Below are 22,459 nucleotides of genomic sequence, written 5' to 3'. Positions count from 1 at the left end.
ACACCCGTCCAATGGTGTCATGGGACGGGATGCCGCGAGGCAACTCCAAATATTTTGACAGCCATCGCTTTCGTTTTTTGCCGAAATTCTCAATTTGCTCGTATGTGTCAGCCCCGGATACCACGGCGCATATGGCCATGACGATGATGTCTATTAGTTTATGCAGCGCGTTATGATGCCGGGGATCTTGCACGGTCTCGAAATACTGGTCTATGGTGCGTTCTTCCATGAGCGCCTCCTTTGTTTAAGTCGCCCACAGACCTTACACCAGTGCTTTAAAAAAGTCTAGTTGAAAAATATTTATAAGTATTTCAAGTTATTATAGATGTGCTACCATATACTGCGCCCTGAAGCCCGTCTTTTTTTACATGCGTATGCCCTGGGGGCTTGGCCGCCTGCCGCCTGATTGAAAGCCTAAACAGGATAAGGAACCGCCTTGAGGCCTGCGCCTTCCGCCAGCCCGAACATGATGTTCATGTTCTGCACGGCCTGTCCTGCAGCGCCTTTCACCAGGTTGTCGATGACGGACACCAGAATAAGCCGGTTGGCGTGTTCGTCCACCCTGGCCGCCATATGGAGGTAATTGGTCCCCCGTACATGGGAAGTCCTGGGAAGCGCATTGTCCGCACAGACTTTCACAAACTCGGCGTCCTTGTAAAAATCCCTGAGGATTTCAAGCGCGGCAGGCGTATCCAAATCCTTTTCCAACATGGAATAGCTTGTGGCCAGCATGCCCCGGCTCATGGGAACCAGATGAGGCACAAAGGTGATTTTCACATCCCGGCCGGCTTCCCTGGAAAGGATTTCCTCCATCTCCGGGCAATGCCTATGGGCGGCCGCCTTATAAGCGGAAAAGCCCTCGGTCATCTCGCAATATTGGGTGGTGAGGGATAGCCCCCGGCCGGCGCCGGACGCGCCTGACTTGGCGTCGATGACAATCCCCTTGGTGGAAATCAAGCCCTGCTGGATGAACGGGGCCAGCGGCGGCAGGGAGCACGTGGGATAGCACCCGGGATTGCCGATAATGGATGCCTGGGCGATCTCCTCCCGGTACAGTTCGCAAAGTCCGTACACGGATTTTTTCATGAGTTCGGGGGAGGTGTGGGGCTGGTACACGGATTCGTAGGCGGCCTGGTTGTTAAACCGAAAGTCGGCGGAAAGGTCCACAATCCGGGTATTGGTCCCCTCCAACTGAGGCGCAATCGCCATGGGCAGTTTATGGGGCAGAGCCAGAAAGACTACGTCAACCCGCTCGCCTAAGGATTGGGCGTTGAACTCTTCGCAAACCAGGGGGACGACTCCCTGAAAGGCGGGAAAAACATCCGCAATGGCCTGCCCGGCGTATTGGCGGGAGGTCACGGCCTTTAATTCCACCTGGGGATGGTCCCAAAGGATTCTTACCAATTCGGCGCCCGCGTAACCGGTGGCGCCAACCACAGCCGCTGCAATTGTCTTGCCTTGGGTCATGCCAGTTTGCCTCGAATAAATCCCGGGGGACGGAAAACGGGGAAAAGGCTTGGCCTTTTCCCCGTATACATACTTATTTGCGGGTTCCGACAATAAGAAATAATGCCGCCAGCGAATTTTAACGCTTGGAGAACTGGAACCTTGCGCGAGCGCCCTTTTGGCCGTACTTTTTCCGCTCTTTGACCCTGGGGTCGCGGGTGATGTAGCCGGCTTTTTTCAAAACGCCGCGAAGATCGGGCTGGTATTCAAGCAAAGCCTTGGTAATGCCGTGACGGATGGCCCCGGCCTGTCCGGTAAAGCCGCCGCCTTTGACGGTCACATTCACGTCCACGGAATCCTGCAGATTGGTCAGGGTCAGGGCCTGAAGCGTACGCTTGATAGCGGACTCCACCGTGAAGTATTTGTCAATGGGCTTGTTGTTAACGGTGATATTACCGCTTCCGGGGCGGATCCATGCCCTGGCGATTGCGGATTTTCTCTTACCCGTGGCGTAGAAGATATTTTCTTCGTTCATTCCTTAACTCCTGATTACGCGAACGTTAAAGGCTCAGGCTGTTGAGCTTCATGAGGATGGTCGGGGCCGGCATAGACCCTGAGCTTTTTGTTCAACTGCCTGCCCAGCCTGTTCTTGGGAAGCATGCCTTTAACGGCAAAGCGAATAAGGTCCTCGGGCCGTTTTTCCAAGAGCTTGGCGGCGGAGATTTCCTTGAGGCCTCCGATGTATCCGCTGTGACGGTAGTACATCTTCTGAGAGAGCTTCCTGCCTGTGAGCCGAATTTTGTCGGCGTTAACCACAACAATGCAATCCCCGGTGTCCGTGTGGGGAGTGTACATGGGGTTGTGCTTCCCCCGGATGCGGGCCGCAATCTGAGAAGCCAGTCTTCCCAGGACCTGGTCCTCCGCGTCCACGATGTACCATTTGCCTTTGTTGTCCGATGCTTTTGCTGAATACGTATATTTTTTCACTGTCATTCCCCTTAAATAAAAGAATCCGCATAAAATAAAGAATGCGGGTCTCGGTGTCAAGCGTTTTTTTGAGGCCTTTCAGGTTTTGCACCTCGGGGACGAGTGTGCTAAACATAGCCCCGGGGCCGGGACGTACCATGATGACCTGGGTTAATCAATAAAAATTTAAGGAATAGAACATGGAAAAACAATTTGTGATCGACGAGTTGGACCAAAGCGAGAGCTGGCGCATGCTGCGCATAGTGAGCGAATTCGTGCAGGGAATAGACCAAATGTCCGAGGTGGGGCCCGCCGTCAGCATCTTCGGATCGGCCAGGAGCAAGCCTACGGACAAGTATTATAAGGTCGCCCGCAAACTGGCGGCCCTGTGCGTAAAAAATAATTTCGCCGTGATCACCGGCGGAGGCGGCGGCATTATGGAAGCCGCCAACCTGGGCGCGGCCGACGAAAACGGAACATCCGTAGGCCTGAACATCGAACTGCCCTTTGAGCAAAAACCCAATCCCTACGCAAACATCCAGATGAATTTCAACTATTTCTTCGTCCGCAAGGTCATGTTCGTCAAATACGCCCTGGCATACGTGGGCATGCCCGGCGGCTTCGGCACCCTGGACGAACTCTTCGAGGCCGTCACCCTCATCCAGACCCATCGGATCAAACCCTTCCCCGTGGTGCTGGTGGGCTCCGACTACTGGACCGGCCTCATGGACTGGATCAAGGATCAACTTTTATCCCGGTCGCTTATCTCACCAGGCGACCTGGATATTATCCGCATCATGGACGACCCCGAAGAAATCGTGGCCATGTTCAAACGCAGGATAATTGTTTAAGATTCACTCCAACTTCCCCGTGGCCAACTGGGCGATGCACATGGCCTGATTGCGATCTTCCAGCTTGATGGCCTGCTCCAGGCTGACATTGCCGGTGTTCTGGTCCATGGCCTCCTTGGTGAGCTTAAGGCCCAGGGGCGACTTGCCCGCCATTTTCCCGGCCAGGGCCATGGCTTCGTCCATGAGCTTGTCCGGGTCCACGATCTGCTGCACCAGGCCCATGCGCAGGGCTTCGTTGGCGTCGAACAGGTCGCCGGTCATCATGTACCTGGAGGCGTTGCCGCTCCCCACGGCGCGGGGGAAGAGCCAGGAGCATCCCATGTCGGCCCCGCCCACGCCTATGTTGATGTAGGCGGCCGAAAACTTGGCCTGAGGGGACGCCAAACGGATGTCGCAGGCCAGGGTGATGGAAAATCCCGCGCCCGCCGCGGCGCCGTTCACCGCTGCGATCAACGGCTGGGGGATGCGTCGCATTTGCAGAATAAGGTCGGAAAAGCTCTTTTGCCGCAAGTAGGCGGAAGCCGGGGTGAATCCCCATTCAGGATTGGTGATGTTGGAGTCCTTGATGTCCAGGCCGGCGGAAAACCCCCGGCCCGCCCCGGTGACGACCAACACCCGGGTTTCCGCGTCGTGCATCCTTTGATCAAGGCACTCCTCCAATTCGTCCCGCATGGGATAATTGATTGCATTCAGGCAATTGGGACGGTTCAAGGTCAGAACGCCCACGGGTCCTTTTTGCTCGTATTGGATGGTTTCAAAGCCCATGCTCATCTCTCCTTTGTACTTAAAAGGGGGTGGTATCATTGAAATGGAAAGCGGCGGAAAAAGAAGGCGGCGGACCGTTTTCAGCCTCCCCCCAGGTTCCGGCCATAAACGGAATTCGCTTTTTTGAGTTTCAAAAAGATAGTATCAAAAATCCATTTGTGTCAACAGGAACAAGACCTCTGTCAGCAGGCGTAATTGCGCCCGCAAATCCTTACAGCCTTCATTCATCCAGGGCTTGGTTGTTATGCCGCTTGACTAGTTTGCTGATTACGGCGATAATATATCATGTCCAAACGACCAATTTTTCCGACAGATCAGTTTGAATGCTACGACGCCGAAGGCAAACCCGCGCCTTGCCAGGGGGAGCAGGACCCGGCCGGGGCCGGGCAGCCGTGGCCGTCTCCCCGGTTTTCCGAGGAAGGCCAGACGGTAAATGACGGCCTGACCGGGCTTGTGTGGACTCAGGACGGGGCGGTCAGCATGTTTCCCATGATGTGGGCGGACGCATTCGATCTGGTTGCGCGCATGAACAAAATCAACGCCTACGGCTACTCCGACTGGCGGCTGCCCAACCGGCGGGAGATGTTCAGCCTGATCAGTCATGTACGCAACGACCCCGCCCTGCCCCGCGAGCATCCATTCGTCAATGTGGCCTCCAGTTGGTACTGGACGTCCACCACAGCGGCCCGGGTCGCCGTGGAAGCATGGAAAGTGCACATGGGCAGCGGACGGATGAAGACGGCCCCAAAACATGAAATGGCCATGATCTGGCCGGTGCGCGGAGGCCGGGAAGGCCAGATCCGGCTCCACTGGACCGGGCAAAGGCTGTGTTACAGTCCGGCCGGACACATGATCGATTGCGAAAACTGCGGCCAGGACGGAGAGTTGAGGGTGGGCGCGCCATGGCCGTCCCCCAGATTCACTCAGTCAGGCCAGACCGTCTTGGACCTGCTGACCGGCCTTACCTGGACGCATAACGCCAATTGCGCCCCCGGCCTGGTTCCTTGGGAGCAGGCCTTTGAAGCCGTGGCCGGCCTGAACAAAAACAAGGTCGGCGGCCATGGAGATTGGCGCGTGCCCACCGTGCGGGAGTTGGAAAGCATCACGGATATGGGCGGCCACTCTCCGGCCCTCATTCAGGGACGGCCGTTCATCAACATCAAAGATTACTATTGGTCCTCTTCCACCGTGGCCTACGCTCCGGACCGCGCCTGGGTCCTGGAAACCGGGGACGGCGCCGTCACGCACCGGAGCAAAGGGGAGAAAGCCTGCCATGTGTGGGCTGTCAGGGCCTGACTTTTCTACCTGCAAGCTAAGGGGAAACTATCCATGAGAACGTACCGGACGATCGTGGCGGGGGGGGGTATGGCCGGCTTGGCGGCGGCCATTTTTCTGCGCAGGGCGGGCGAGGAAGTTCTGGTGTTGGAAAAGTCGAAAACCCCGAATTTCAAGACTTGCGCCGGCGGAATCACGCCCAGGGGGGCCACGCTGGCCGCCAGGCTGAATATCAACCTGGGGCCGTTGGTTAACCTGTACATCATGGAGAACAATACGCCGCCCTGGCATTACAACCGGTTTGAGGCCGACATCCCGGTCATGGGCGTGGCGGACCGGCAGGTCATCGACCAAAGCGTGTTCCTGCAGGCCCGGGAGGAAGGCGTTCCCATTGAGCACGCCACGGTGAAAAAGCTGGACTATTCCCGGGGAAAATTTCTCATCAAGACCGATAACGGCGATTTTTCCTGCCGCATCCTCATCGGAGCGGACGGCGCCAACAGCCTGGTGCGCAGGTCCTTCGGCGTCAAAACGCCCTATTACGCCCGGGCGGCCATATACCGGTGCATCGAAACGGAAAAATACCAAGACCGGATCATCTTTGACGGCGGATGCGTCCCCGGCGGCTACGGATGGGTCTTTCCCACCGGCCCTGGAACAGTCAACGCCGGAGTGTACGACATCGGTAAAAGTTTCGGAGGAAAGATTAAGGAGGGCCTGGACGCCTACATCAAAGATCGCTTTGGATTGACCTCTCCCCCCGGACAGGCCCGAGGCGGAGTGATTCCCTGGGGCGGGCACACCCGCCCGGCCAATGGAATGCCGCTCCTGCTGGTGGGGGACGCAGGCGGCTTTGCCGATCCCCTCACGGGCGAGGGCATATATCAGGCCATATACACGGCCCGGATCGCGGCCCGCGCCGTTATCAAGTCCAGAGACCACAAAACCGTGCGCCGCCGGTTTTACCGGACGCTCCTACCCATGCGAGTGAACGTCAAGGGCACGGAGTGGTTCTGCCCCCTGGCCCACACGCCATTCGGCGCAAGGATGGGAGCGCGGCTTTTGGGCAAGCGCTGGGTTTACGCTCCGGCTGCCGAAGGCCTGCTGCAAGGCTTTAATTCGGTTTCCATCGGCGCCTTGTTTCCGTTCTTACTGCCCTACTCCTTTTTAAAACCCAGGCTGAAAAGCCATCGATCCAGATCCCACTGCTCCCTAAAGGATCACGCGGCCGGAGTATTTTGAACCAAAAATTTTTAATCTGACAATGAGGAACAAAGGCAGTATCAAAGGGGCCGAAAAATCTCTCATGCAGATTCTCCAGGCGTGAATGGAGCGCCCTGTCGCTGCTTCGGGCTGGCTGGTTGAGAAAACCGGCATCGCTCCGGCAACGTTTAACAAGGCATTCAGCCGGCTGGAAGAACTTGGAATAGTCAAAGAACTCACAAAAAAGAAACGCAACCGCTTATCCAGGCACACTGATTACATTGAGATTTTGAGTCGCGGCACGGAAAATCCGGACCGATAAGGCCGCCTCGGGCGTGCTTCCGCCAAGGGGATTTTGAAGGCCTTTTCAGCGCCCATGCGTCTAATATTTGGATGATCAGGCGGAAACCTGGTTAACGCCGGCGTGGCGGCTGCGGTACATGAGCTCGTCGGCGCGGGCCAGAAGGGTTTCCACGGTGTCGTTGGGTTGGGCGATGACGCCTCCGATGGAATTGGTCACGCTTACGGCCTTGCCCCGGTCCAAAGGATCCAGGTGGACCTTGGTATTGGCGGTCAGCCTTTCCACTTTTTGGGCCACCCGGGCCAGGGTCTGCTTGTCCACGTTAGCCAGGATGATGAGAAATTCGTCGTCCCCCCACCGGGAGATGAAGTCCGAGGTGCGCAGATTGCCTTCCAGGGTCCGGGCGATGGCTTTCAGCATCTGGTCGCCCACCCCCCTGCCGTACAGGGTGTTCACCTGCTTCAGGTCGTCCACGTCGCAAAACAGGATGCCGAAGGGCCAGCCATAGCGGGAAAACTCATTCAACTTGGCGGCCAGACGGATTTCGGCCATTTTCCGGTTGGCCAGGTTGGTCAGGGAGTCCACCAGGGAGAGGCGGCGCAGTTTGTCGGCCTTGTCCTTCTCGCACATGAGCGGGGTGGTGTCGTGAAAAACTTCCACGGCGCCCACAATGGCCCCGCTCCGATCCCGGAAGGGAATGAACCGGGCCACGGCCGGCGCCAGGTGTCCGTCCTTGTGGTGGTAAGACACGGCCACTTCCCTGGCCTTGCCGTCCTGCATGGTCTTTTGAGCGGGACACGATCCGGTCCCGCACAGGTTATGCCCCCAGCGGTCCACGTGCATGATGATGTTTTCGGAGCAGGTCTTGCCGGTCACTTCCTCGGAACGGTATCCAGTCAATTTTTCCGCCCCGGAATTCCAGTAGGTGATGACGCGGTCGGGGGTGACGAAATAAACCCCTTCCAGCATTTTATCCAGCAGGCTTTTGTAGAAATCGACGGTGTCGGTCAGGTCGGCTTTTTTGAACAGGTGCATGAAAAGGACTCTCCCCCCAGAGGTTTGGGAGCATCCTACCCTTTTTGCCGGAGTTTTACAAGGAAAAGAAAGGGCGGCGCCCTTAATTTCAACTACTGTTCAATTTATTCTGAAAAACCGCCGCCCTTTCTTAGGACGACTGATTTTTCCAGGGGCGGATTTTTAGGCTGAGGGCGTTATTGGAGATTATAGTTATTATAGTTATTTTAGTTTTTATAGTATTATAATTATATCTCTTTGAAGTATAAATATTTATAATTATCCATAATTAATGCTAATTATGGATACATTGCCCGGATATTTTTATTTTTAAGGTTAAAAAAATTTCTTGACTTAAATAAAAAAACTATAATAAATGTAAATCAACGAGGCTGCACTACCACAAGGAGGCCGACCATGGAAGACATACTCACGGTTTTCAAAGCCAGCCAAATCTGCAACGTTTCCCCCAAAACCATCATCAACTGGATCGAATCCGGCCACATCCCCGCGTATAAAACTGTGGGCGGACACCGGCGCATCAAAAAGGACGACCTGGAAGCCTTCATGCGCAAGCAGGGCATCCCCATTCCCGACACCGAGCCCGAAGACGTCAAAAGGCGCATCCTGGTGGTGGACGACGATCCCATTATTGTGGAGACCATCGTCCAGGCTCTGGAAGAGGACGCCTACGACTACGAGGTCATCTCCGCTTCCGACGGGTTCGAGGCCGGGCTGCAGGTCAACCATTTCAAGCCCCATCTGCTCATTCTGGACATCATGATGCCCGACATCAAGGGCTACGAAGTCTGCCGGAAAATCAAGACCGGCGAGGAAACCAAAGACACCAAGATCATTGTTCTGTCCGCGTATCTGGACGAGGAGAAATTCGCCAAGATGAAGGAGTACGGCGCGGACGTCTGCTTTTCCAAACCCTTGCCCCTGGCCCAGCTTAAGGGGGAGGTGGCCCGCCTGCTCGGGCTTGAGGAATAATCCGCCGCCGGCGGTTGCCGGAAAAACCGGACGCCGGAGCGAACTTCGGCCGCCCCCAAGGCCGGAAGGAGGCAGGCATGAAACTCAAGGAAGCATTGGACAAAAAACTCTTTGTGGTCACCTCGGAAGTTCAGGCCCCGTTTGACGAAAATCCCCAGGAGCTGCTGAACAACCTCAAGCAGATTCGAGGCCGGGTGGACGGGGTTTCCATTGCGGAATCCGACATTCAGGGCATTGTGGGCGACACGGTCAAAACCTGCGAAATCCTGAACGAAAACCGCTTTGACGCCATTTATCAGACCACGACCCGGGATAAAAACCGCATCCAACTCCAAAAGGATCTCCTCACCGCCCACGACGCCGGAGTGGAAAACCTCCTGGTCTTCACGGAGGATTACCGCATTACCGGAGACAGCCTTCAGGAAATGATGTTCTTCCACGTGGATGCGGGCAAGCTGGACTCCGTGCTCAAATCCATGCGGCAAGGCCACAGCGTGGAAGGCAAGCCCCTGGACAAGCAGGCGGATTTTCTGCTGGGCTCAGGCGTGGAGTCGGGCTGGGGCAGGAACGTTCCGGAGCTTGAACTCAAGGAAATGGAGCAAATGACGGGCGTGGGCGCCGGATACTTTCTAACGACTCCCGTATTCGACCTGGATCTCTTCGAAAAATTCCTCAAACAGGCCAAGACCTTCGGCGTGCCGGTCATCGCCGAACTCATGATTCTGCGCACCGCGGGCATGGCCCGCTTCCTCAACCGCCATATTCGTTCAGGCCTGGTGCCGGATTGGGTCATCAAAAAACTGGCCCAAGCCCCGGACAAGCAAAAAGCAAGCATAGAACTTTTCGCCGATCTGGCCAAGGGCCTCAAAGACCTGTGCGACGGTGTGCACATCATCAGCATCGGCGGAACCGACAAACTCAAGCATTACCTGGACGCCGCCAAACTGCGTTAGGCGGGTTCTGCAAATAACACTCACGCTTCCGCATCATGTTTCCTGATCCTTCAGGCGGCGGCCGTAGAGGCCTCCGGTCATGGAAAGGAGTGAGTCTTGAGAAACGTCACACTCGCCGTCAACGGGAAAACCGTGCGATGCTCCGCGGGAACCTCCCTCCTGGACGTCTGCACCGCCCAGGGCATAGACATCCCCACCTTATGCCATCATCCCCAGCTCAAGCCGTTTGGGGCGTGCAGGCTCTGCATCGTGGAGGACGCCAAAAGCGGACGGATTTTCGCCTCCTGCGTTACGCCCGTTGCCCAGGACATGGAAATCCAAACCCACTCGGAACGGGTCGTGCGGCATCGCCGGAACATCATCCGGCTGATCATGGCCGAGCATCCCGAGTCCTGCCTGGTTTGCTCCAAGGGCAATCACTGCGATCTTCGCAAAATCGCCGCCCAACTGGGCGTAGGCCAGACCGGGCTTTACCCCATGCACAACTACCAGGGCATCGAGCAGGCCAATCCGTTCATTATAAGAGACCTGACCAAATGCATTCTGTGCGGCAAGTGCATCCGGGCCGACCACGAACTGGTCGCCGCAGGCGCCATCGATTACAACCACCGGGGCTTCGACGCCCGCCCGTCGACCCTGTTCGAACAGCCCCTGGAAAAATCCGAATGCACCTTTTGCGGAACCTGCGTTTCCCTCTGCCCCACCGGCGCTTTGACCATGAAAAACGTCCGCTATGTGGGTGCGCCCCAAAAGGAGCATGAATCCGTCTGCGGATTCTGCGCCGCAGGCTGCGCCGTCAGCCTGGGCGTCACGGACGGCCAGGTCGTGGAAGTAACGCCGTCCCCCAGAACGGACACGGTCAACGGAGTGACTTTGTGCGTGCGAGGCCACTTCGCCCATGACTTTTTAAAATCCGAACATCGCCTGACCTCGCCCATGGTCAAAAAGGACGGGGAATGGACGGAAATCTCCTGGACGGAAGCCCTTGAAATTCTAAGTCAAAAGCTCCTGTCCGTTAAAAAGGAGCACGGCCCCCGGACCATCGGTTTTATGGGTTCCTCCAAATGCACCAACGAGGAAAACTACCTGTTCCAGAAAATCGCCCGGTCCCTATTGGAAACCAACAACATCGACAACGGCGGCCATCTTTTCGGCCTTCCCCTGGCGGCTCAATTAGACAAAAGGCTTGGAGGCCGATTCCGCGCCCGCCCCTTAAAAGGCCTGGAACAGGCCGAAGCGATCTTTGTGATTGGCGCCAACCCGGGGAACTCCGTCCCCGTGGCCGGATACCACATCAAAAGGGCGGCGCAAAACGGAACCCCGCTCATAGTCGCAGATCCATTGCCGACGGACCTCAACCGGTTCGCCGGCCTGCGCCTCGCCGTCGCTCCCGGCAGGGACTTGGATATGGTCAACGCCATCTCAGCCCTGTTATTGGAAAAAAAGGCTTACGACGCATCCTACACCGCCGAGAACACGACGGGCTTTTCCTTTTTCAGGACCGGGCTCAGCTCCATCAGCTTTGAAAGAGCCTCGAAAACCACCGGACTGAAGCTGGATAGACTGGAGCAGGCCGCCGAAATGATAGCCGGTAAAAAAATCGCCTTTGTCATCGGCCAGGGAGTGCTCCAGCAGCCTAAAGGACAGGAAACCCTGGACGCCGTCGTCAACCTGGCCTTGATTACCGGGAGCCTGGAAAACGGCGCCTCCGGAATATATATTTTACATCGCGAAAACAACCAATTAGGCGCGCTCGACATGGGCTGTGCGCCGGACGGCCTACCAGGCCGTTCTTCCCTCTCTGACGAAAAAGCCCGCAAAACCTGGGCAAGCGCCTGGGGATCCAAAATGTCGCCGGATCCCGGGCTCTCCCTGGTGCAAATGATCCGCGAGGCTGACAAGGGCAATTTAAAGGCCCTGTATATCATGGGGGAAAATCCGGCGCGCAGCCTTCCTGATCCCGGCTTTGTAAAGGCGGCGTTGGAAAAGGTGGATTTTCTGGCGGTTCAGGACATCCTCATGACCGAAACCGCCCAATTGGCCGACATGATTCTCCCGGGCGCGGTCTTCGCCGAAAAGGCAGGCTCCTTCACCAACATGGAAGGCCGCGTCCAATCCTTCGACCCCGCCCTGCCTCTGCCCGGCGCCGCCCGGCCGGATTGGGAAATCCTGGCCATGCTCGCCCAAAAGCTGGGCATGGACGCCCGGTATTCGGAGGTCAGGGACATCCAAAAGGAAATCGCCCGGTTGATTCCATCCTACGGGGAGCAATATCTTGCCTCCCCGGTTTCGTGGGTGAAAGACGCTATCCAGGAGGATCAACCCATGGCCTTCACCACCCCCGTGTGCTGGGACGGCGAAAAGCCGCCGGCGGGCTTTGATTTTACCGCCATAACAGGTTCAGTGCGGCTGCACCTGGGTTCCGGCACGCGAACCGCCCAATCCTCCCGGATCATTGCCTGGGACGGCCGGGCCTCCATTGAAATGTCCCCCACCGACGCAGCGAGCCTGGGCATAGAAGAGGGGGACGCCGTCAGGGTGGTCTCGCAAACGGGAAGCATGATAGGAACCGCCAAACTGGTTTTCGGATTTCCCGAAGGCCTCCTGCGAACGCCGGCCGGCGTGGCCGGCCATTCCCTGGCGGGTTTATTGGATATTTCCCGGACGCCCGGCGCGGTTTATTCCGGGTGTAAATCCTTTCCGGTGAATGTGGAGAAAAGCAATGAAACCTAAAGAAATCGACATGGTCAAGCTGCGAGGCATCATCGGAGAATACAAAGACGTCAAATGGGGGCTGATCCCCCTGCTCCAGGCCGTGCAGGAGGAATTCGGGTACGTGCCTCCGGAATCCATTGAACCGATCGCCGAGGCTTTGAACATTCCGCCTTCCGAAGTGCAGGGCGTGGTGACCTTTTACGCCGGTTTCAGCCTCAAGCCCAAAGGCAAATATGTCTTGAGGGTGTGCCGGGGCACGGCCTGCCACGTCAAAGGCGGCCAAAGCATTTTGTCCAGCGTAAAAAAGCACCTGCATTTGCAGGAAGGGGAAACCAGCGAGGATTTTCAGTTCAGCCTGGAAACCGTGGCATGCCTGGGGGCCTGTTTTGTGGCGCCTGCCATGATGGTCAACCGGACCTATTTTGGCAAGCTGTCCCCGGACAAGGTCAATAACGTTATCGGACAATACGAAAAAACCGAGGGGGATGGGTAATGAATAAACTCACTTCCATCGGGCAGATGGAATGGCTCCGAAACAAGACGCAGGCCGCCCTAAGCCAGGCCCGGAACGTCATCCATGTTTGCATGACCGGATGCCGGGCGTACGGGGCCGCCGAGGTTCTCCAGTCGCTCCAGGACGAGGTCAAGCGCCAGGGCATGGAAAAGGAAGTGGAGGTGCGCTCCACCGGCTGCCACGGCTTTTGCGCCCGGGCGCCGGTCATCGCCCTGGATCCCCTGGGAGTCCAATACCAGGAAGTCGGCCCCGAAGACGCGGCGGAGATCATCGGCCTAACTATCAAGCAAAACCGGCTTATCGACCGTCTGGCTTACAAGGAGCCCAAAACCAACAAGCCCATTTACTACCGGGACCAGATACCCTTTTACAAGAAGCAGGAGCGCCGGGTTCTGGCCTTGTGCGGCAGGATCGACCCCACCAGCATCGAGCATTATATTGCGGCCGGGGGGTATCAGGCATTGGTTCGGGTGCTTTCCGGCATGGCGCCCGAACAGGTCGCCCAGGAGGTTATTGACGCCAAACTGCGCGGCCGGGGCGGCGCCGGATTTCCCGCCGGGCTGAAATGGAAGTTCGCCCGCCAGTCTTCCGCCAATCCCAAGTACATCATTTGCAACGCGGACGAAGGCGATCCCGGCGCTTTCATGGACCGGGCCATTCTGGAAGGCGATCCCCATTCGGTGATCGAAGGCATGATCATCGGCGCATACGCCATGGGCGCGCGGTTCGGTTTCATTTATGTTCGGGAGGAATATCCCATCGCCGTGGAGCATTTGAATTGCGCCATCGCCCAGGCGGGAGAGCTTGGCCTTTTGGGAGAAAACATCCTGGGAACCGGCTTTTCCTTCGACCTTTCCCTAAAGATGGGAGCGGGCGCCTTTGTCTGCGGCGAGGAAACCGCGCTAATGGCCTCCATCGAAGGAAAACGGGGCATGCCCCGGGCCAGGCCGCCCTTCCCCGCCCAGTCCGGCGTGGACGGAAAGCCGTCCAACATCAACAATGTGGAAACCTTCGCCAACGTGCCCCTGATTTTGAAAAACGGGGCGGGCTGGTACGCCCAGGTGGGCACGGAAAACAGCAAGGGCACCAAAATTTTCTCCCTGGCGGGCAAGGTGAACAACACGGGCCTTGTGGAAGTGCCCATAGGAACCAGCATCCGCGAGGTGGTGTTTGACATCGGCGGCGGCATTCCCAAAGGCCGGAAGTTCAAGGCCGTGCAAATGGGCGGCCCGTCCGGCGGCTGCGTTCCGGCGCAGTTTTTGAACCTTTCCATCGACTACGACACCCTGCAGAAAATCGGCGCCATCATGGGCTCCGGCGGCATGGTGGTCATGGACGAGAACAACTGCATGGTGGAAATCGCCCGGTTCTTCCTGGCCTTCACCCAGTCCGAATCCTGCGGCAAATGCTCCCCCTGCCGCCTGGGAACCACCCAGCTTTTGGAGATCCTCACCCGCATTACTGCCGGCCGGGGCAGGCTGGAGGACATTGAAACCATCAAGGAGATCGGCAGGACCATGACCGAGGCATCCCTGTGCGGCCTGGGCCAGAACTGCGCCAAGCCCGCCATATCCACGCTCCAATATTTTCTCAAGGAATACGAAGACCACATCCTGGAAAACCGGTGCGCAGGCGCGGTCTGCAAATCCATGGTGATCTCCGCCTGCCAGCACGCATGCCCGGCGGGCATTGACGTGCCCAACTACGTGGCGGCCATCGCCCGGGGCAGGTTCCAGGACGCCGTGGACATCATCCGGGAACGCAACCCCTTCCCGGCCGTGTGCGGCCGCATTTGCATCCATCCCTGCGAGTTCAAATGCCGCCGGGGCGAACTGGACGAGCCTGTGGCCATCCGGCTCTTAAAACGATTCGCCACGGACTGGTATTTTGACAACATGGGCGTGGAAGCTGAGCCCTTTCCGGTCACCCGGAAGGAAAAAGTGGCGGTGGTCGGGGCCGGACCGGCCGGCCTGACTTGCGCGTATTTCCTGGCGGAAATGGGATACAAAACCACGGTGTTCGAGGCCGCGTCCAAAGGCGGCGGCATGCTTGGCATCACCGTGCCGGAGTTCCGCCTGCCAAGGCACGTTATCGAACAGGAAATCCAATACATCCGGAACAAAGGCGTTGAAATTCAATACGACTCGCCCATCGACGCCAATCATACGGTCAACGACCTCATGGCCTCGGGCTACAAGGCCGTGTTCATTGCGGCGGGCGCCCAGGCCAGCAAAACCATCGGCATTCCCGGCGAGGAGGAAGGCCTGGAAGGCCTGTTCTACGGGCTGCAGTTCCTGACCCAGGTCAAAGGGGAAAACCCTGTGTCCTTGTCCGGCAGGGCGGTGGTGATCGGCGGCGGCAACGTGGCCATTGACGTGGCCCGCACCGCGCTCAGGGTGGGAGCCTCCGACGTGCAGGTGTTCTGTCTGGAATCCTTTGACCAGATGCCCGCCTGGGACAAGGAGGTGGACGAGGCCATGGAGGAAGGGATTGTGATCAATCCCAGTTGGAGCCCGCGCCTGATAGTCAGCGAGGAAGGAAAAGTGCAGGGCGTGGAATTCTCGCGGTGCGATTCGGTTTTTGACGAGGATGGAAAGTTCAACCCCACCTGCGACGACTCCACGATTCGCATGGTGGAGGCGGAAAACGTCATCATCTCCATCGGCCAGGCGGCGGACATGTCCTTTCTTTCCCAGGACGAGCAACTGGAAAGGGCCTTGTGGGGAACCCTGGCCGTGGACGAAAATCGCCTGGCCACCAACATTCCCGGCATCTTTGCGGGCGGAGACTTCACCACCGGCCCCACCTTTGTGATTCGGGCCATTTCCTCGGGCCGCAGGGCCGCCATAGCCATAGACAAATACCTTTCCGGCGACTCGGGCCGGGTGCACACTCCGGACCGGAAGACCCGATTAATTCAGGACGCAGGCCTTGCCCTGGAGGACGAAGAAGGCGGCAAGGAGGCGCCCCGGGTCAAAGTCGCCTTGGAGGATACGCAGGAAAGGGCGCATGATTTCAGGGAAATCGAAAAGGGATTCACAAAAGAGCAGGCGTTGCGGGAAGCCGTTCGCTGCCTTAGGTGCGACCTTGAAAGAGAGGAGGAAGCCTCATGATCCGTTCCATTACGCGAAGAAAACCCGACGAGGAACTGGACAGGCTGCTGGAACACCAGAACAGGGTGTTCATTTTCGGATGCGGAACCTGCACCACCCTCACCAACACGGGCGGCGCCGAGCAGGTGCAGGCCATGCAGGAGTATCTGGCTTCCAAAGGAAAGCTGGTGACCGGATCCACGGTCCTGCCCGTGGCCTGCGATAATCTCACCCACGAGGGCCTCCGGGCTTTTTCCGGCCAGATCAACCAGGCCAGCGCCCTGGTTATCATGTCCTGCGCTTTCGGCGTCCAGAACATCGCCAGCCAGTTGCAAAAAATGGTGATCCCGGCCCTGGACACCCTGTTCATCGGCAAGGAAACGGGCGTGGGCCAGTTCAACGAAGTGTGCACCCAGTGCGGAACCTGCGTGCTGGGCGAAACCGGCGGCATCTGTCCGGTTACGGCCTGCCATAAAGGGCTGATCAACGGGCCGTGCGGCGGCACCAACAACGGCAAATGCGAAATCGACAAAAACAAGGATTGCGCCTGGACATTGATCTACAACCGCCTGGCCGAAATCGGGCAGTTGGACCTGATGAAACGGTTCCAGCCCCCCCGGAATCACCAGGGCGAACCGTCTCCGGGCAAAATTCTGCTGGAAGGATAAGGCAGGCAGTCCTTTGATTTTTCAAACCTGATGAAAAAGGAGTCCGCTCATGGCGTCCAAATTCAAACAGGCATTGGACCAGGGTAAATTTGTGGTCACCAGCGAGGTTGCACCGCCCAAAGGCGTGAATCTCGAAAAAATGGCCCACCATATTGAATTGCTCAAGGACAAGGTGGACGCCATGAACGTGACGGATCACCAGAGTTCGGTCATGCGCTTTCCCTCCCTGGGCGCGGCCTTGATGGTCAAGGAAATGGGCGGAGAGCCCATTTTGCAAATGACCTGCCGGGACCGGAACAGGCTGGCGCTCCAGGCGGACCTGTTGTTCGCCCATCAGCGGGGCATAAACAACGTGCTGTGCCTTACCGGAGACTCCGTGGTCCTGGGCGATCACAAAACCGCCAAAGGCGTGTTCGACCTGGACTCCAGCCAGTTGGTCGCGGCGGTGCGCAAGTTGGAAAAAGGCAAGGACATGGCCGGGAACGACCTGGACGGCGCCGTATCCTTTTGCGCCGGCGCCATCGTCACGCCCGAGGCCAACCCCATCCAGCCCCAGTTGATCAAGTTTGAAAAAAAGATAGAAGCCGGGGCGGAGTTCATCCAGACCCAGGCGGTCTACGACCTGGAGAATTTCAAGAACTTCATGGAATACGCCCGCCAATTTCCAGTGAAGGTGCTGGCCGGAATCATCCTCCTCACCTCCGCGCCCATGGCCAGATTCATGAACAAAAACGTGGCAGGCGTGACCGTGCCCCAGGAGTTTATCGATGAAATGGCCTCCGCCCCCAAGGGCGGCGCCATACAAAAGGGCATCCAGATAGCAGGCCGCCAGATCAAACAAATCGTGGATGAAAACATCTGCGACGGCGTGCACATCATGGCTATCGGCAAAGAGGAGCTTGTGCCGGACATTATGGCCGCCGGAGGATTGCTATAGAAAACGCTCAATAGCTTCTTTAGTAAACCTGCGCCGCACAGGGAATTTATCCCTGCTGCGGCGTCTTGCTTTGCAGACCTCTCCATGATACATTTCAGGCCGGAACGCAGAGGAGCGAGGCGTTCCTTTCATCCAAACCGCGGGGGCGGCTGATCCAAAGCAACGCAGTGCAAAAGGAGCGGGTTCTATGCGAGGAGCAGGAGGAACGAGCGGGGGGACGGGCAGGTTCGTCCTTGGGTTGATCATGATCGTGGCCGGGGGGTATTTATTCCTGGATAACATCACGGTGCGCAGCGGGTTCGGCCTGGGATACGGACTTTATACATTCGGGTTGGGATCGTGGAACCTGCGCCTGACCAGCGGCATGGTCCTCATCCCCTTCATCTTTGGAATAGGCTACATTTTTTACAATTCAAAAAGCCTGATCGGCTGGGTTCTGGCCGGAGCCTCCCTGGTCATGCTGACAGTGGGCGTCATAACCAGCATCCACCTGACCATGAAGCACATGAGCGCCTTTGACATCATAACGATCCTGGTGCTTTTGTTCGGGGGCATTGGCATGTTTTTAAGCTCCCTGCGGGAAGCCAAACAATAGCCCACACATTTCCTGAAATTTTTGACGCAAAAAAGGGGCTTGCTTCCATGCCCCTTTTTATATTTCATGCGTTCTGACTGACGCGGTTTGCGCCCGGTTTATTGGCCGAAGATCTCCTTCGGCTTTGTGGTGTCGCCCGTGGCGTTGGGATAGTCTTTTGCCACATAGGCTTTTTCGCCGGTTTTAATCAGGTGATTGGCTTCTTCCATAAAGTTGTTGAAGCGTTTTTTGCACTCATAAAAGCCGTGCCACCAAGCGTAGTCCGGAGCCATCATGGCCGTGCCCATGCGGGCTCTGCGGCCTTCATGATGCCACAATTCATAATACTCCACCTCAAGCCTTTCGTCGAAGAACCTGGATTTGTCCAGCAGGCCTTTTTCGTAGAGTTCGTCCAGCTTGGCTTTGGCCGGTTTGAAGTACACGTCGTTGTATTCGCCGACCACGCCGTCCATTTTGGTGTAATGGTCTTCCACCCAGGCTTTCCCGTGGCATTGCATGCAGACTTCCTGCATCTTGTTCCGTTCCTCCTGCCAGTTGCTCTGAGCCGGGAAGGGTTTGAAATCCTGGGGACGAACGGTCAACGGCGCCTGGAGCTCCCAGGACAGGCGTTCGGTGACGTCATGGGTCGTCATGACCGTCCCCGCGCCGGACATATGGCAGGAAGCGCAGGTGGGGCCGCGATAATCCACGCCGGGCGTCCAGGTTCCGGGGGAGGCGTTCCAGTTATAGTCGTCGCCGAACGCCGCATAAATATCCCCGTGCTTGGATTCCGTATAAATCTCTATTTGCGGATGGTCCGGACCCAGGTGGCACTGGCCGCAGGCCTCGGGCTTGCGGGCTTCCATGACGGAGAAGCGATGCCGGGTGTGGCAGCTTGTGCAGCTTCCCAGGCTTCCGTCCATGTTGACGCGCCCCACGCCCACATTGGGCCACGTGGAAGGATCCAGCTTGCCGTCCTTGATTTTAAGCACCGTGCCGTGGCAGTAGAAGCAGCCGGACTGACGCTCCAGGTCGGAATTCATGCCATTGTTAAGCCACGGATCGATTTTCCAAATGATTTCCGTGGTGTTGGCATGCTTGCTCTTGGAGTATTGCACCGCCTCGTCCGGATGGCAGCGGGAGCAATCCTTGGGAGTGACCGCCGCAGCGACCGGAACGCGGTATTCCTTGCTGCCCCAGGGATTGTCGCCCCGTTCGTATTGCTTGAAATGAATTTGCGAGACGTCCGCGTCATGCTCCTCCGCCTGATGGCAATCCAGGCACGTTATATTGGCGCTGGCGTGCCTGCTGCCAGCCCAATCCGCAAACAGGCCGGGGTGTTCCGTCTTGTGGCATTGAAGGCAGGCCATGGCCTCTTTGGACATGCTTCGCTCGATCCTGAATTCCTTTGCCTTGGGCATGTTCGCCTGCTCAGCGGCCGTGACGGCGCCCCACGCCAAGGCCAGCAGTAAAATGCACGCGAATAAAACGAGCTTGGAAAATTTCCGGTTCATGACGCCTCCCTATCTGATTTAAAGTCCCAGGCCCCGGTATGGGGGCTGATTTTCTCTGTATCCGTATACTTCCCGATCCACATGGACCAGGTTTCTATGACAGTCCACGCAGCGTTTTTCATATCCCGGCCTGGGGTAGACCACGGTCCGGTGGGCCAACATGGCGCCGCGCTTGTTGGGGATGTACAAAAGGTTGCGATGGCACTTCATGCACTGGTCGTTTTTAAAGGCGGCGTAGGCTTTTTCCCGCTGCTCAGCCCGGTCGTATTCGCCGCCGGCAAAATGCATGGCGACGTCCTTCAGACCATGCATTGTTTTTGCGTAAAAGAAATCCCAGGTGTCGTGGGGGGCGGGCAAGTGGCAGTCCATGCAATCGGCCACAAAGCCTTTGTCGTTGTTGACGTGGGTGGAGGTCTTCCAGGAGTCGTAGGCGGGACGGATTTCGTGGCACGATGCACAAAACTGAGGCGTGGATGTGCGCACCATGGTGTAGTAGGTCAGGCTGAATAAAGGAAAAGCGACTACCAGCCCGAAAAGAATCAGCAAAGCAGGTTTGAGATACCTCTTCATAAGCGCCCGTTTTTTTTGTAAAGGATTATATGCTCTTTTTCAGGGTAAAAGGCATGGACAGGCAGGTCAAGGTTTTTTCTACTTAATATTTTCAGGCAAGCGGCAGTTTAAATTAATAGGAAGGCATATACCTGACGGTCATAATGCTCACGTCGTCATCAAAGCCCACAGGCCCCACAAATTGTGCGACCGCCTTAAAAACCGCGTCGGCCAATTCCTGGGGAGGGGCCCCTCCATGCTCTGCGGCGATTTCCAAAAGCCGCTCCGTCCCAAAACGGGTGTCATCCATCCCCAATGCTTCGGTCACACCATCGGTATACAGCAAAATCTGATCCCCGGGGCCGAAATCCACAATCGCCTGATCGTACTTGCTGTAGGAGCCCAGACCTATTGCCGGGCCTTTGGCGGCAATTTTCTCCACGGTTCCGCCCCGCTTGATCAATAAAGGCGCGGGATGCCCCGCCGCCGAGACAGCGGCCAGGCCTCTGGCTTCGTCCACCTGGACGTACACACAGGTGAAAAAGGTGTCGAACCGTTCAAAGGGAAAAACCTCTTCCAACTCGTTCAGGACGGCTGCGGGAGGCAAAGGAAGCGCCCCCCCGCAATGGCGGCACGACAGGTTTTGCAATTGCTGGGAGATGGTAACCGCCACCAGGGAGGCGGCCACGCCATGGCCGCACACGTCCACCATGTACAATGCGGTCAGCGGCCCCGGGGCCTGGAGAACGTTGAAAATATCGCCTCCCACATGGGTGGATGGAGCGAATTTCCAGCCCAGTTCCAGGCCGTTTTGACAATTCGCGGAGGTAGGCAGCAACCCTTTTTGAATCAGCGCAGCGCTCTTTAAATCGCGCTGCACCTGCTCCTGCTTCTCGCTCAAGCGCAATCTTTGAAGCGTGAGCTCCGTGACGTCATAAATCAGAACCAGCACCATGGGCCGGTCATGAAAGCGGATGTATCGCGTGGAAAACTCCAGGTGCTTCTCCTGGGGAACGCCGTCAATGTAAAAGGTGCGGGAAAGAGAAACCTTGTCCGCGGGCACCTCGCTAAGCAGGGCGTTGACCAAATTTTTCCGTAAGGCGCATTGAGCGCATTTGGTGGTTTTTCCGCAGCCCTTGTTTTCCTCCACGGAAAAAGTGCAGCCCGCGACCTGGCCGAACGTAAGGTCCGGGTCCTCCATGTCGGAAATGCCGAAAAGGCTTTTGAAGAATCCGTTCACCTGCTGAATGCGCATTTCTTCGTTAACCACCAGCACGGCTGTGTTGATGTTATGCAGGAGCAGGTTTAAAAACTCCCTGGATTCTTTGAGTTCATTGATTTCCTGTGTCATCCACCCTCAAAGCCCGGTTGTCCGGGCCGAAAATAATTTTGGAGTGAGAATTATAAAAATCCCTATTGTCAACATATAGCACAAATTCAAGGCGTGCAAATTTTCAAAATTTTAAAAGGCCGGCGGCGACCGGTTTTGCTCAAGGATTGATCAAGTTGTTCTGAATAGCGAACCGGGAGATATCCGCATTATTGCGCAGGTTGAGTTTTTTTAACAGACGAGCGCGATAGGTGTCCACGGTTTTTACGCTGATATGATAGGAGTCTGCAATCTCCCGGTTCGTATGGCCGGAGGCCAGGTGGCGCAAAACCTGCAACTCCCTTTTCGACAGGGAGTCCAGAAGCGAGCCCCCCTTGGACCACCTGGAAACCCGCAAAGCCAAAAGCTCGGCGGCCTCTTCGGTAAGAAAGCGGCTTCCTGAGTGGAGCTTCCGGATGGCGGTGACAAGCTGCTCCGGCGCGGACTTTTTGGTCATATACCCCATGGCGCCCGCTTCGATGGCGCGCACCACGTACTGTTCCTCTTCATGCATGGTCAGGATAAGCATGGGCAGGTCCGGGAGTTCGGCGTGCAGCCTGCCGACCACCTCCAGGCCGTCCATGCCGGGCATGGAAATGTCTACGACCGCAACGTCCGGGCAATGCTCCAGGGTCAGGTCAATGGCTTCCTTGCCGTTGGAGGCTTCCATGATGACCTTGATGTCCTCGCTGTCTTCGATAATCCGGCGCAAGCCCGCCCGGACGATTACATGGTCGTCTGCAAGCAAAACCCGTATCAC

The 22,459-nt window shown here is 57.1% G+C and carries 22 protein-coding genes; 12 read left to right on the top strand and 10 right to left on the bottom strand.

Features of this window, described 5'->3' with window-relative positions; genetic code table 11:
* The 4 genes from BUE18_RS10815 to rplM form a co-directional block, all read right to left on the bottom strand.
* The coding region (locus tag BUE18_RS10815) for a transposase family protein (protein WP_139264682.1) at positions 1-229 on the bottom strand (229 nt) is incomplete at its 3' end.
* A gap of 185 nt (positions 230-414) precedes the next feature.
* Entirely contained in the window at positions 415-1,467 is a 1,053-nt protein-coding gene (gene argC, locus BUE18_RS10810; protein WP_073475595.1) for an N-acetyl-gamma-glutamyl-phosphate reductase, read from the bottom strand.
* A gap of 118 nt (positions 1,468-1,585) precedes the next feature.
* The gene (rpsI, locus tag BUE18_RS10805) at positions 1,586-1,981 is read right to left on the bottom strand and encodes a 30S ribosomal protein S9 (protein WP_073475585.1); all 396 of its coding nucleotides are present in this window, start codon (positions 1,979-1,981) and stop codon (positions 1,586-1,588) included.
* A 14-nt stretch (positions 1,982-1,995) separates the two neighbouring features.
* Positions 1,996-2,433 carry a 50S ribosomal protein L13 gene (gene rplM / locus BUE18_RS10800; RefSeq protein WP_073475584.1) on the bottom strand — a complete coding sequence of 146 codons (438 nt, stop codon included), beginning with the start codon at positions 2,431-2,433 and terminating at the stop codon, positions 1,996-1,998.
* A 179-nt stretch (positions 2,434-2,612) separates the two neighbouring features.
* Here rplM and BUE18_RS10795 point away from each other — a divergent pair, with 179 nt between their 5' ends.
* Positions 2,613-3,263: an LOG family protein gene (locus tag BUE18_RS10795; RefSeq protein ID WP_073475583.1), complete on the top strand. Its 651-nt coding sequence runs from the start codon at positions 2,613-2,615 to the stop codon at positions 3,261-3,263.
* Positions 3,264-3,266: 3 nt separating this feature from the next.
* Here BUE18_RS10795 and BUE18_RS10790 read toward each other — a convergent pair whose 3' ends face one another.
* Complete coding sequence (locus BUE18_RS10790) at positions 3,267-4,028, bottom strand: enoyl-CoA hydratase/isomerase family protein (RefSeq protein ID WP_083610935.1); 762 nt, start codon at positions 4,026-4,028, stop codon at positions 3,267-3,269.
* Between the two features lie 285 nt (positions 4,029-4,313).
* Between BUE18_RS10790 and BUE18_RS10785 the strand changes: the two genes are divergently transcribed.
* From BUE18_RS10785 to BUE18_RS10775, 3 genes are all read left to right on the top strand, one after another.
* Entirely contained in the window at positions 4,314-5,324 is a 1,011-nt protein-coding gene (locus BUE18_RS10785; protein ID WP_073475581.1) for an Lcl C-terminal domain-containing protein, read from the top strand.
* A 33-nt stretch (positions 5,325-5,357) separates the two neighbouring features.
* On the top strand, positions 5,358-6,545 hold the full coding sequence (locus tag BUE18_RS10780; protein WP_073475580.1) for a geranylgeranyl reductase family protein: 1,188 nt from the start codon (positions 5,358-5,360) through the stop codon (positions 6,543-6,545).
* An 85-nt stretch (positions 6,546-6,630) separates the two neighbouring features.
* Positions 6,631-6,828, top strand: a complete 198-nt coding sequence (locus BUE18_RS10775; RefSeq protein ID WP_073475579.1) for a hypothetical protein — start codon at positions 6,631-6,633, stop codon at positions 6,826-6,828.
* Positions 6,829-6,903: 75 nt separating this feature from the next.
* On the opposite strand, the gene BUE18_RS10770 is transcribed toward BUE18_RS10775, so the two are convergent.
* Entirely contained in the window at positions 6,904-7,842 is a 939-nt protein-coding gene (locus tag BUE18_RS10770) for a sensor domain-containing diguanylate cyclase (protein ID WP_073475578.1), read from the bottom strand.
* 396 nt (positions 7,843-8,238) lie between these two features.
* Between BUE18_RS10770 and BUE18_RS10765 the strand changes: the two genes are divergently transcribed.
* The 8 genes from BUE18_RS10765 to BUE18_RS10730 all read left to right on the top strand — a co-directional run bounded on the left by BUE18_RS10765 (position 8,239) and on the right by BUE18_RS10730 (position 18,288).
* Positions 8,239-8,814, top strand: coding sequence for a response regulator (locus tag BUE18_RS10765; protein WP_073475577.1), 576 nt, complete (start codon positions 8,239-8,241; stop codon positions 8,812-8,814).
* A gap of 77 nt (positions 8,815-8,891) precedes the next feature.
* Entirely contained in the window at positions 8,892-9,767 is an 876-nt protein-coding gene (locus BUE18_RS10760) for a methylenetetrahydrofolate reductase (RefSeq protein ID WP_073475594.1), read from the top strand.
* 96 nt (positions 9,768-9,863) lie between these two features.
* Positions 9,864-12,500, top strand: coding sequence for a molybdopterin-dependent oxidoreductase (locus tag BUE18_RS10755; RefSeq protein WP_073475576.1), 2,637 nt, complete (start codon positions 9,864-9,866; stop codon positions 12,498-12,500).
* Positions 12,490-12,975, top strand: a complete 486-nt coding sequence (gene nuoE / locus BUE18_RS10750; RefSeq protein WP_073475575.1) for an NADH-quinone oxidoreductase subunit NuoE — start codon at positions 12,490-12,492, stop codon at positions 12,973-12,975. The genes BUE18_RS10755 and nuoE overlap by 11 nt, the downstream gene beginning before the upstream one ends.
* Complete coding sequence (locus BUE18_RS10745; protein WP_073475574.1) at positions 12,975-16,109, top strand: FAD-dependent oxidoreductase; 3,135 nt, start codon at positions 12,975-12,977, stop codon at positions 16,107-16,109. Before nuoE ends, BUE18_RS10745 begins: the two co-directional genes overlap by 1 nt.
* Positions 16,106-16,756, top strand: coding sequence for a methylenetetrahydrofolate reductase C-terminal domain-containing protein (locus tag BUE18_RS10740; protein ID WP_073475573.1), 651 nt, complete (start codon positions 16,106-16,108; stop codon positions 16,754-16,756). The genes BUE18_RS10745 and BUE18_RS10740 overlap by 4 nt, the downstream gene beginning before the upstream one ends.
* Positions 16,757-16,805: 49 nt before the next feature.
* Positions 16,806-17,693, top strand: coding sequence for a methylenetetrahydrofolate reductase (locus BUE18_RS10735; RefSeq protein WP_073475572.1), 888 nt, complete (start codon positions 16,806-16,808; stop codon positions 17,691-17,693).
* A gap of 187 nt (positions 17,694-17,880) precedes the next feature.
* Positions 17,881-18,288, top strand: a complete 408-nt coding sequence (locus BUE18_RS10730) for a hypothetical protein (RefSeq protein ID WP_073475570.1) — start codon at positions 17,881-17,883, stop codon at positions 18,286-18,288.
* Between the two features lie 98 nt (positions 18,289-18,386).
* Here the strand turns inward: BUE18_RS10730 and BUE18_RS10725 are convergent, their stop codons facing one another.
* The 4 genes from BUE18_RS10725 to BUE18_RS10710 form a co-directional block, all read right to left on the bottom strand.
* On the bottom strand, positions 18,387-19,781 hold the full coding sequence (locus BUE18_RS10725; protein WP_073475568.1) for a multiheme c-type cytochrome: 1,395 nt from the start codon (positions 19,779-19,781) through the stop codon (positions 18,387-18,389).
* A gap of 18 nt (positions 19,782-19,799) precedes the next feature.
* Positions 19,800-20,351, bottom strand: a complete 552-nt coding sequence (locus tag BUE18_RS10720; protein WP_073475566.1) for a cytochrome c3 family protein — start codon at positions 20,349-20,351, stop codon at positions 19,800-19,802.
* Between the two features lie 112 nt (positions 20,352-20,463).
* Complete coding sequence (locus tag BUE18_RS10715; RefSeq protein ID WP_073475564.1) at positions 20,464-21,681, bottom strand: SpoIIE family protein phosphatase; 1,218 nt, start codon at positions 21,679-21,681, stop codon at positions 20,464-20,466.
* Between the two features lie 139 nt (positions 21,682-21,820).
* A complete protein-coding gene (locus BUE18_RS10710; protein ID WP_073475562.1) occupies positions 21,821-22,459 on the bottom strand; it encodes a response regulator in 639 nt (212 codons plus the stop codon).

The organism is Desulfatibacillum alkenivorans DSM 16219 (genome assembly GCF_900142135.1).
Taxonomy (GTDB): Bacteria; Desulfobacterota; Desulfobacteria; order Desulfobacterales; family Desulfatibacillaceae; genus Desulfatibacillum; species Desulfatibacillum alkenivorans.
The sequence above is the reverse complement of the archived record's forward strand: the minus strand, read 5'-3'. Positions and strand labels throughout refer to the sequence as shown.

Bases quoted from the DNA above. Each gene is read 5' to 3' on its own strand.
- argC (WP_073475595.1), bottom strand. From the start codon at position 1,467: ATGACCCAAGGCAAGACAATTGCAGCGGCTGTGGTTGGCGCCACCGGT.
- rpsI (WP_073475585.1), bottom strand. From the start codon at position 1,981: ATGAACGAAGAAAATATCTTCTACGCCACGGGTAAGAGAAAATCCGCA.
- BUE18_RS10795 (WP_073475583.1), top strand. From the start codon at position 2,613: ATGGAAAAACAATTTGTGATCGACGAGTTGGACCAAAGCGAGAGCTGG.
- BUE18_RS10790 (WP_083610935.1), bottom strand. From the start codon at position 4,028: ATGGGCTTTGAAACCATCCAATACGAGCAAAAAGGACCCGTGGGCGTT.
- BUE18_RS10785 (WP_073475581.1), top strand. From the start codon at position 4,314: ATGTCCAAACGACCAATTTTTCCGACAGATCAGTTTGAATGCTACGAC.
- BUE18_RS10780 (WP_073475580.1), top strand. From the start codon at position 5,358: ATGAGAACGTACCGGACGATCGTGGCGGGGGGGGGTATGGCCGGCTTG.
- BUE18_RS10775 (WP_073475579.1), top strand. From the start codon at position 6,631: ATGGAGCGCCCTGTCGCTGCTTCGGGCTGGCTGGTTGAGAAAACCGGC.
- BUE18_RS10770 (WP_073475578.1), bottom strand. From the start codon at position 7,842: ATGCACCTGTTCAAAAAAGCCGACCTGACCGACACCGTCGATTTCTAC.
- BUE18_RS10765 (WP_073475577.1), top strand. From the start codon at position 8,239: ATGGAAGACATACTCACGGTTTTCAAAGCCAGCCAAATCTGCAACGTT.
- BUE18_RS10760 (WP_073475594.1), top strand. From the start codon at position 8,892: ATGAAACTCAAGGAAGCATTGGACAAAAAACTCTTTGTGGTCACCTCG.
- nuoE (WP_073475575.1), top strand. From the start codon at position 12,490: ATGAAACCTAAAGAAATCGACATGGTCAAGCTGCGAGGCATCATCGGA.
- BUE18_RS10745 (WP_073475574.1), top strand. From the start codon at position 12,975: ATGAATAAACTCACTTCCATCGGGCAGATGGAATGGCTCCGAAACAAG.
- BUE18_RS10740 (WP_073475573.1), top strand. From the start codon at position 16,106: ATGATCCGTTCCATTACGCGAAGAAAACCCGACGAGGAACTGGACAGG.
- BUE18_RS10735 (WP_073475572.1), top strand. From the start codon at position 16,806: ATGGCGTCCAAATTCAAACAGGCATTGGACCAGGGTAAATTTGTGGTC.
- BUE18_RS10730 (WP_073475570.1), top strand. From the start codon at position 17,881: ATGCGAGGAGCAGGAGGAACGAGCGGGGGGACGGGCAGGTTCGTCCTT.
- BUE18_RS10725 (WP_073475568.1), bottom strand. From the start codon at position 19,781: ATGAACCGGAAATTTTCCAAGCTCGTTTTATTCGCGTGCATTTTACTG.
- BUE18_RS10720 (WP_073475566.1), bottom strand. From the start codon at position 20,351: ATGAAGAGGTATCTCAAACCTGCTTTGCTGATTCTTTTCGGGCTGGTA.
- BUE18_RS10715 (WP_073475564.1), bottom strand. From the start codon at position 21,681: ATGACACAGGAAATCAATGAACTCAAAGAATCCAGGGAGTTTTTAAAC.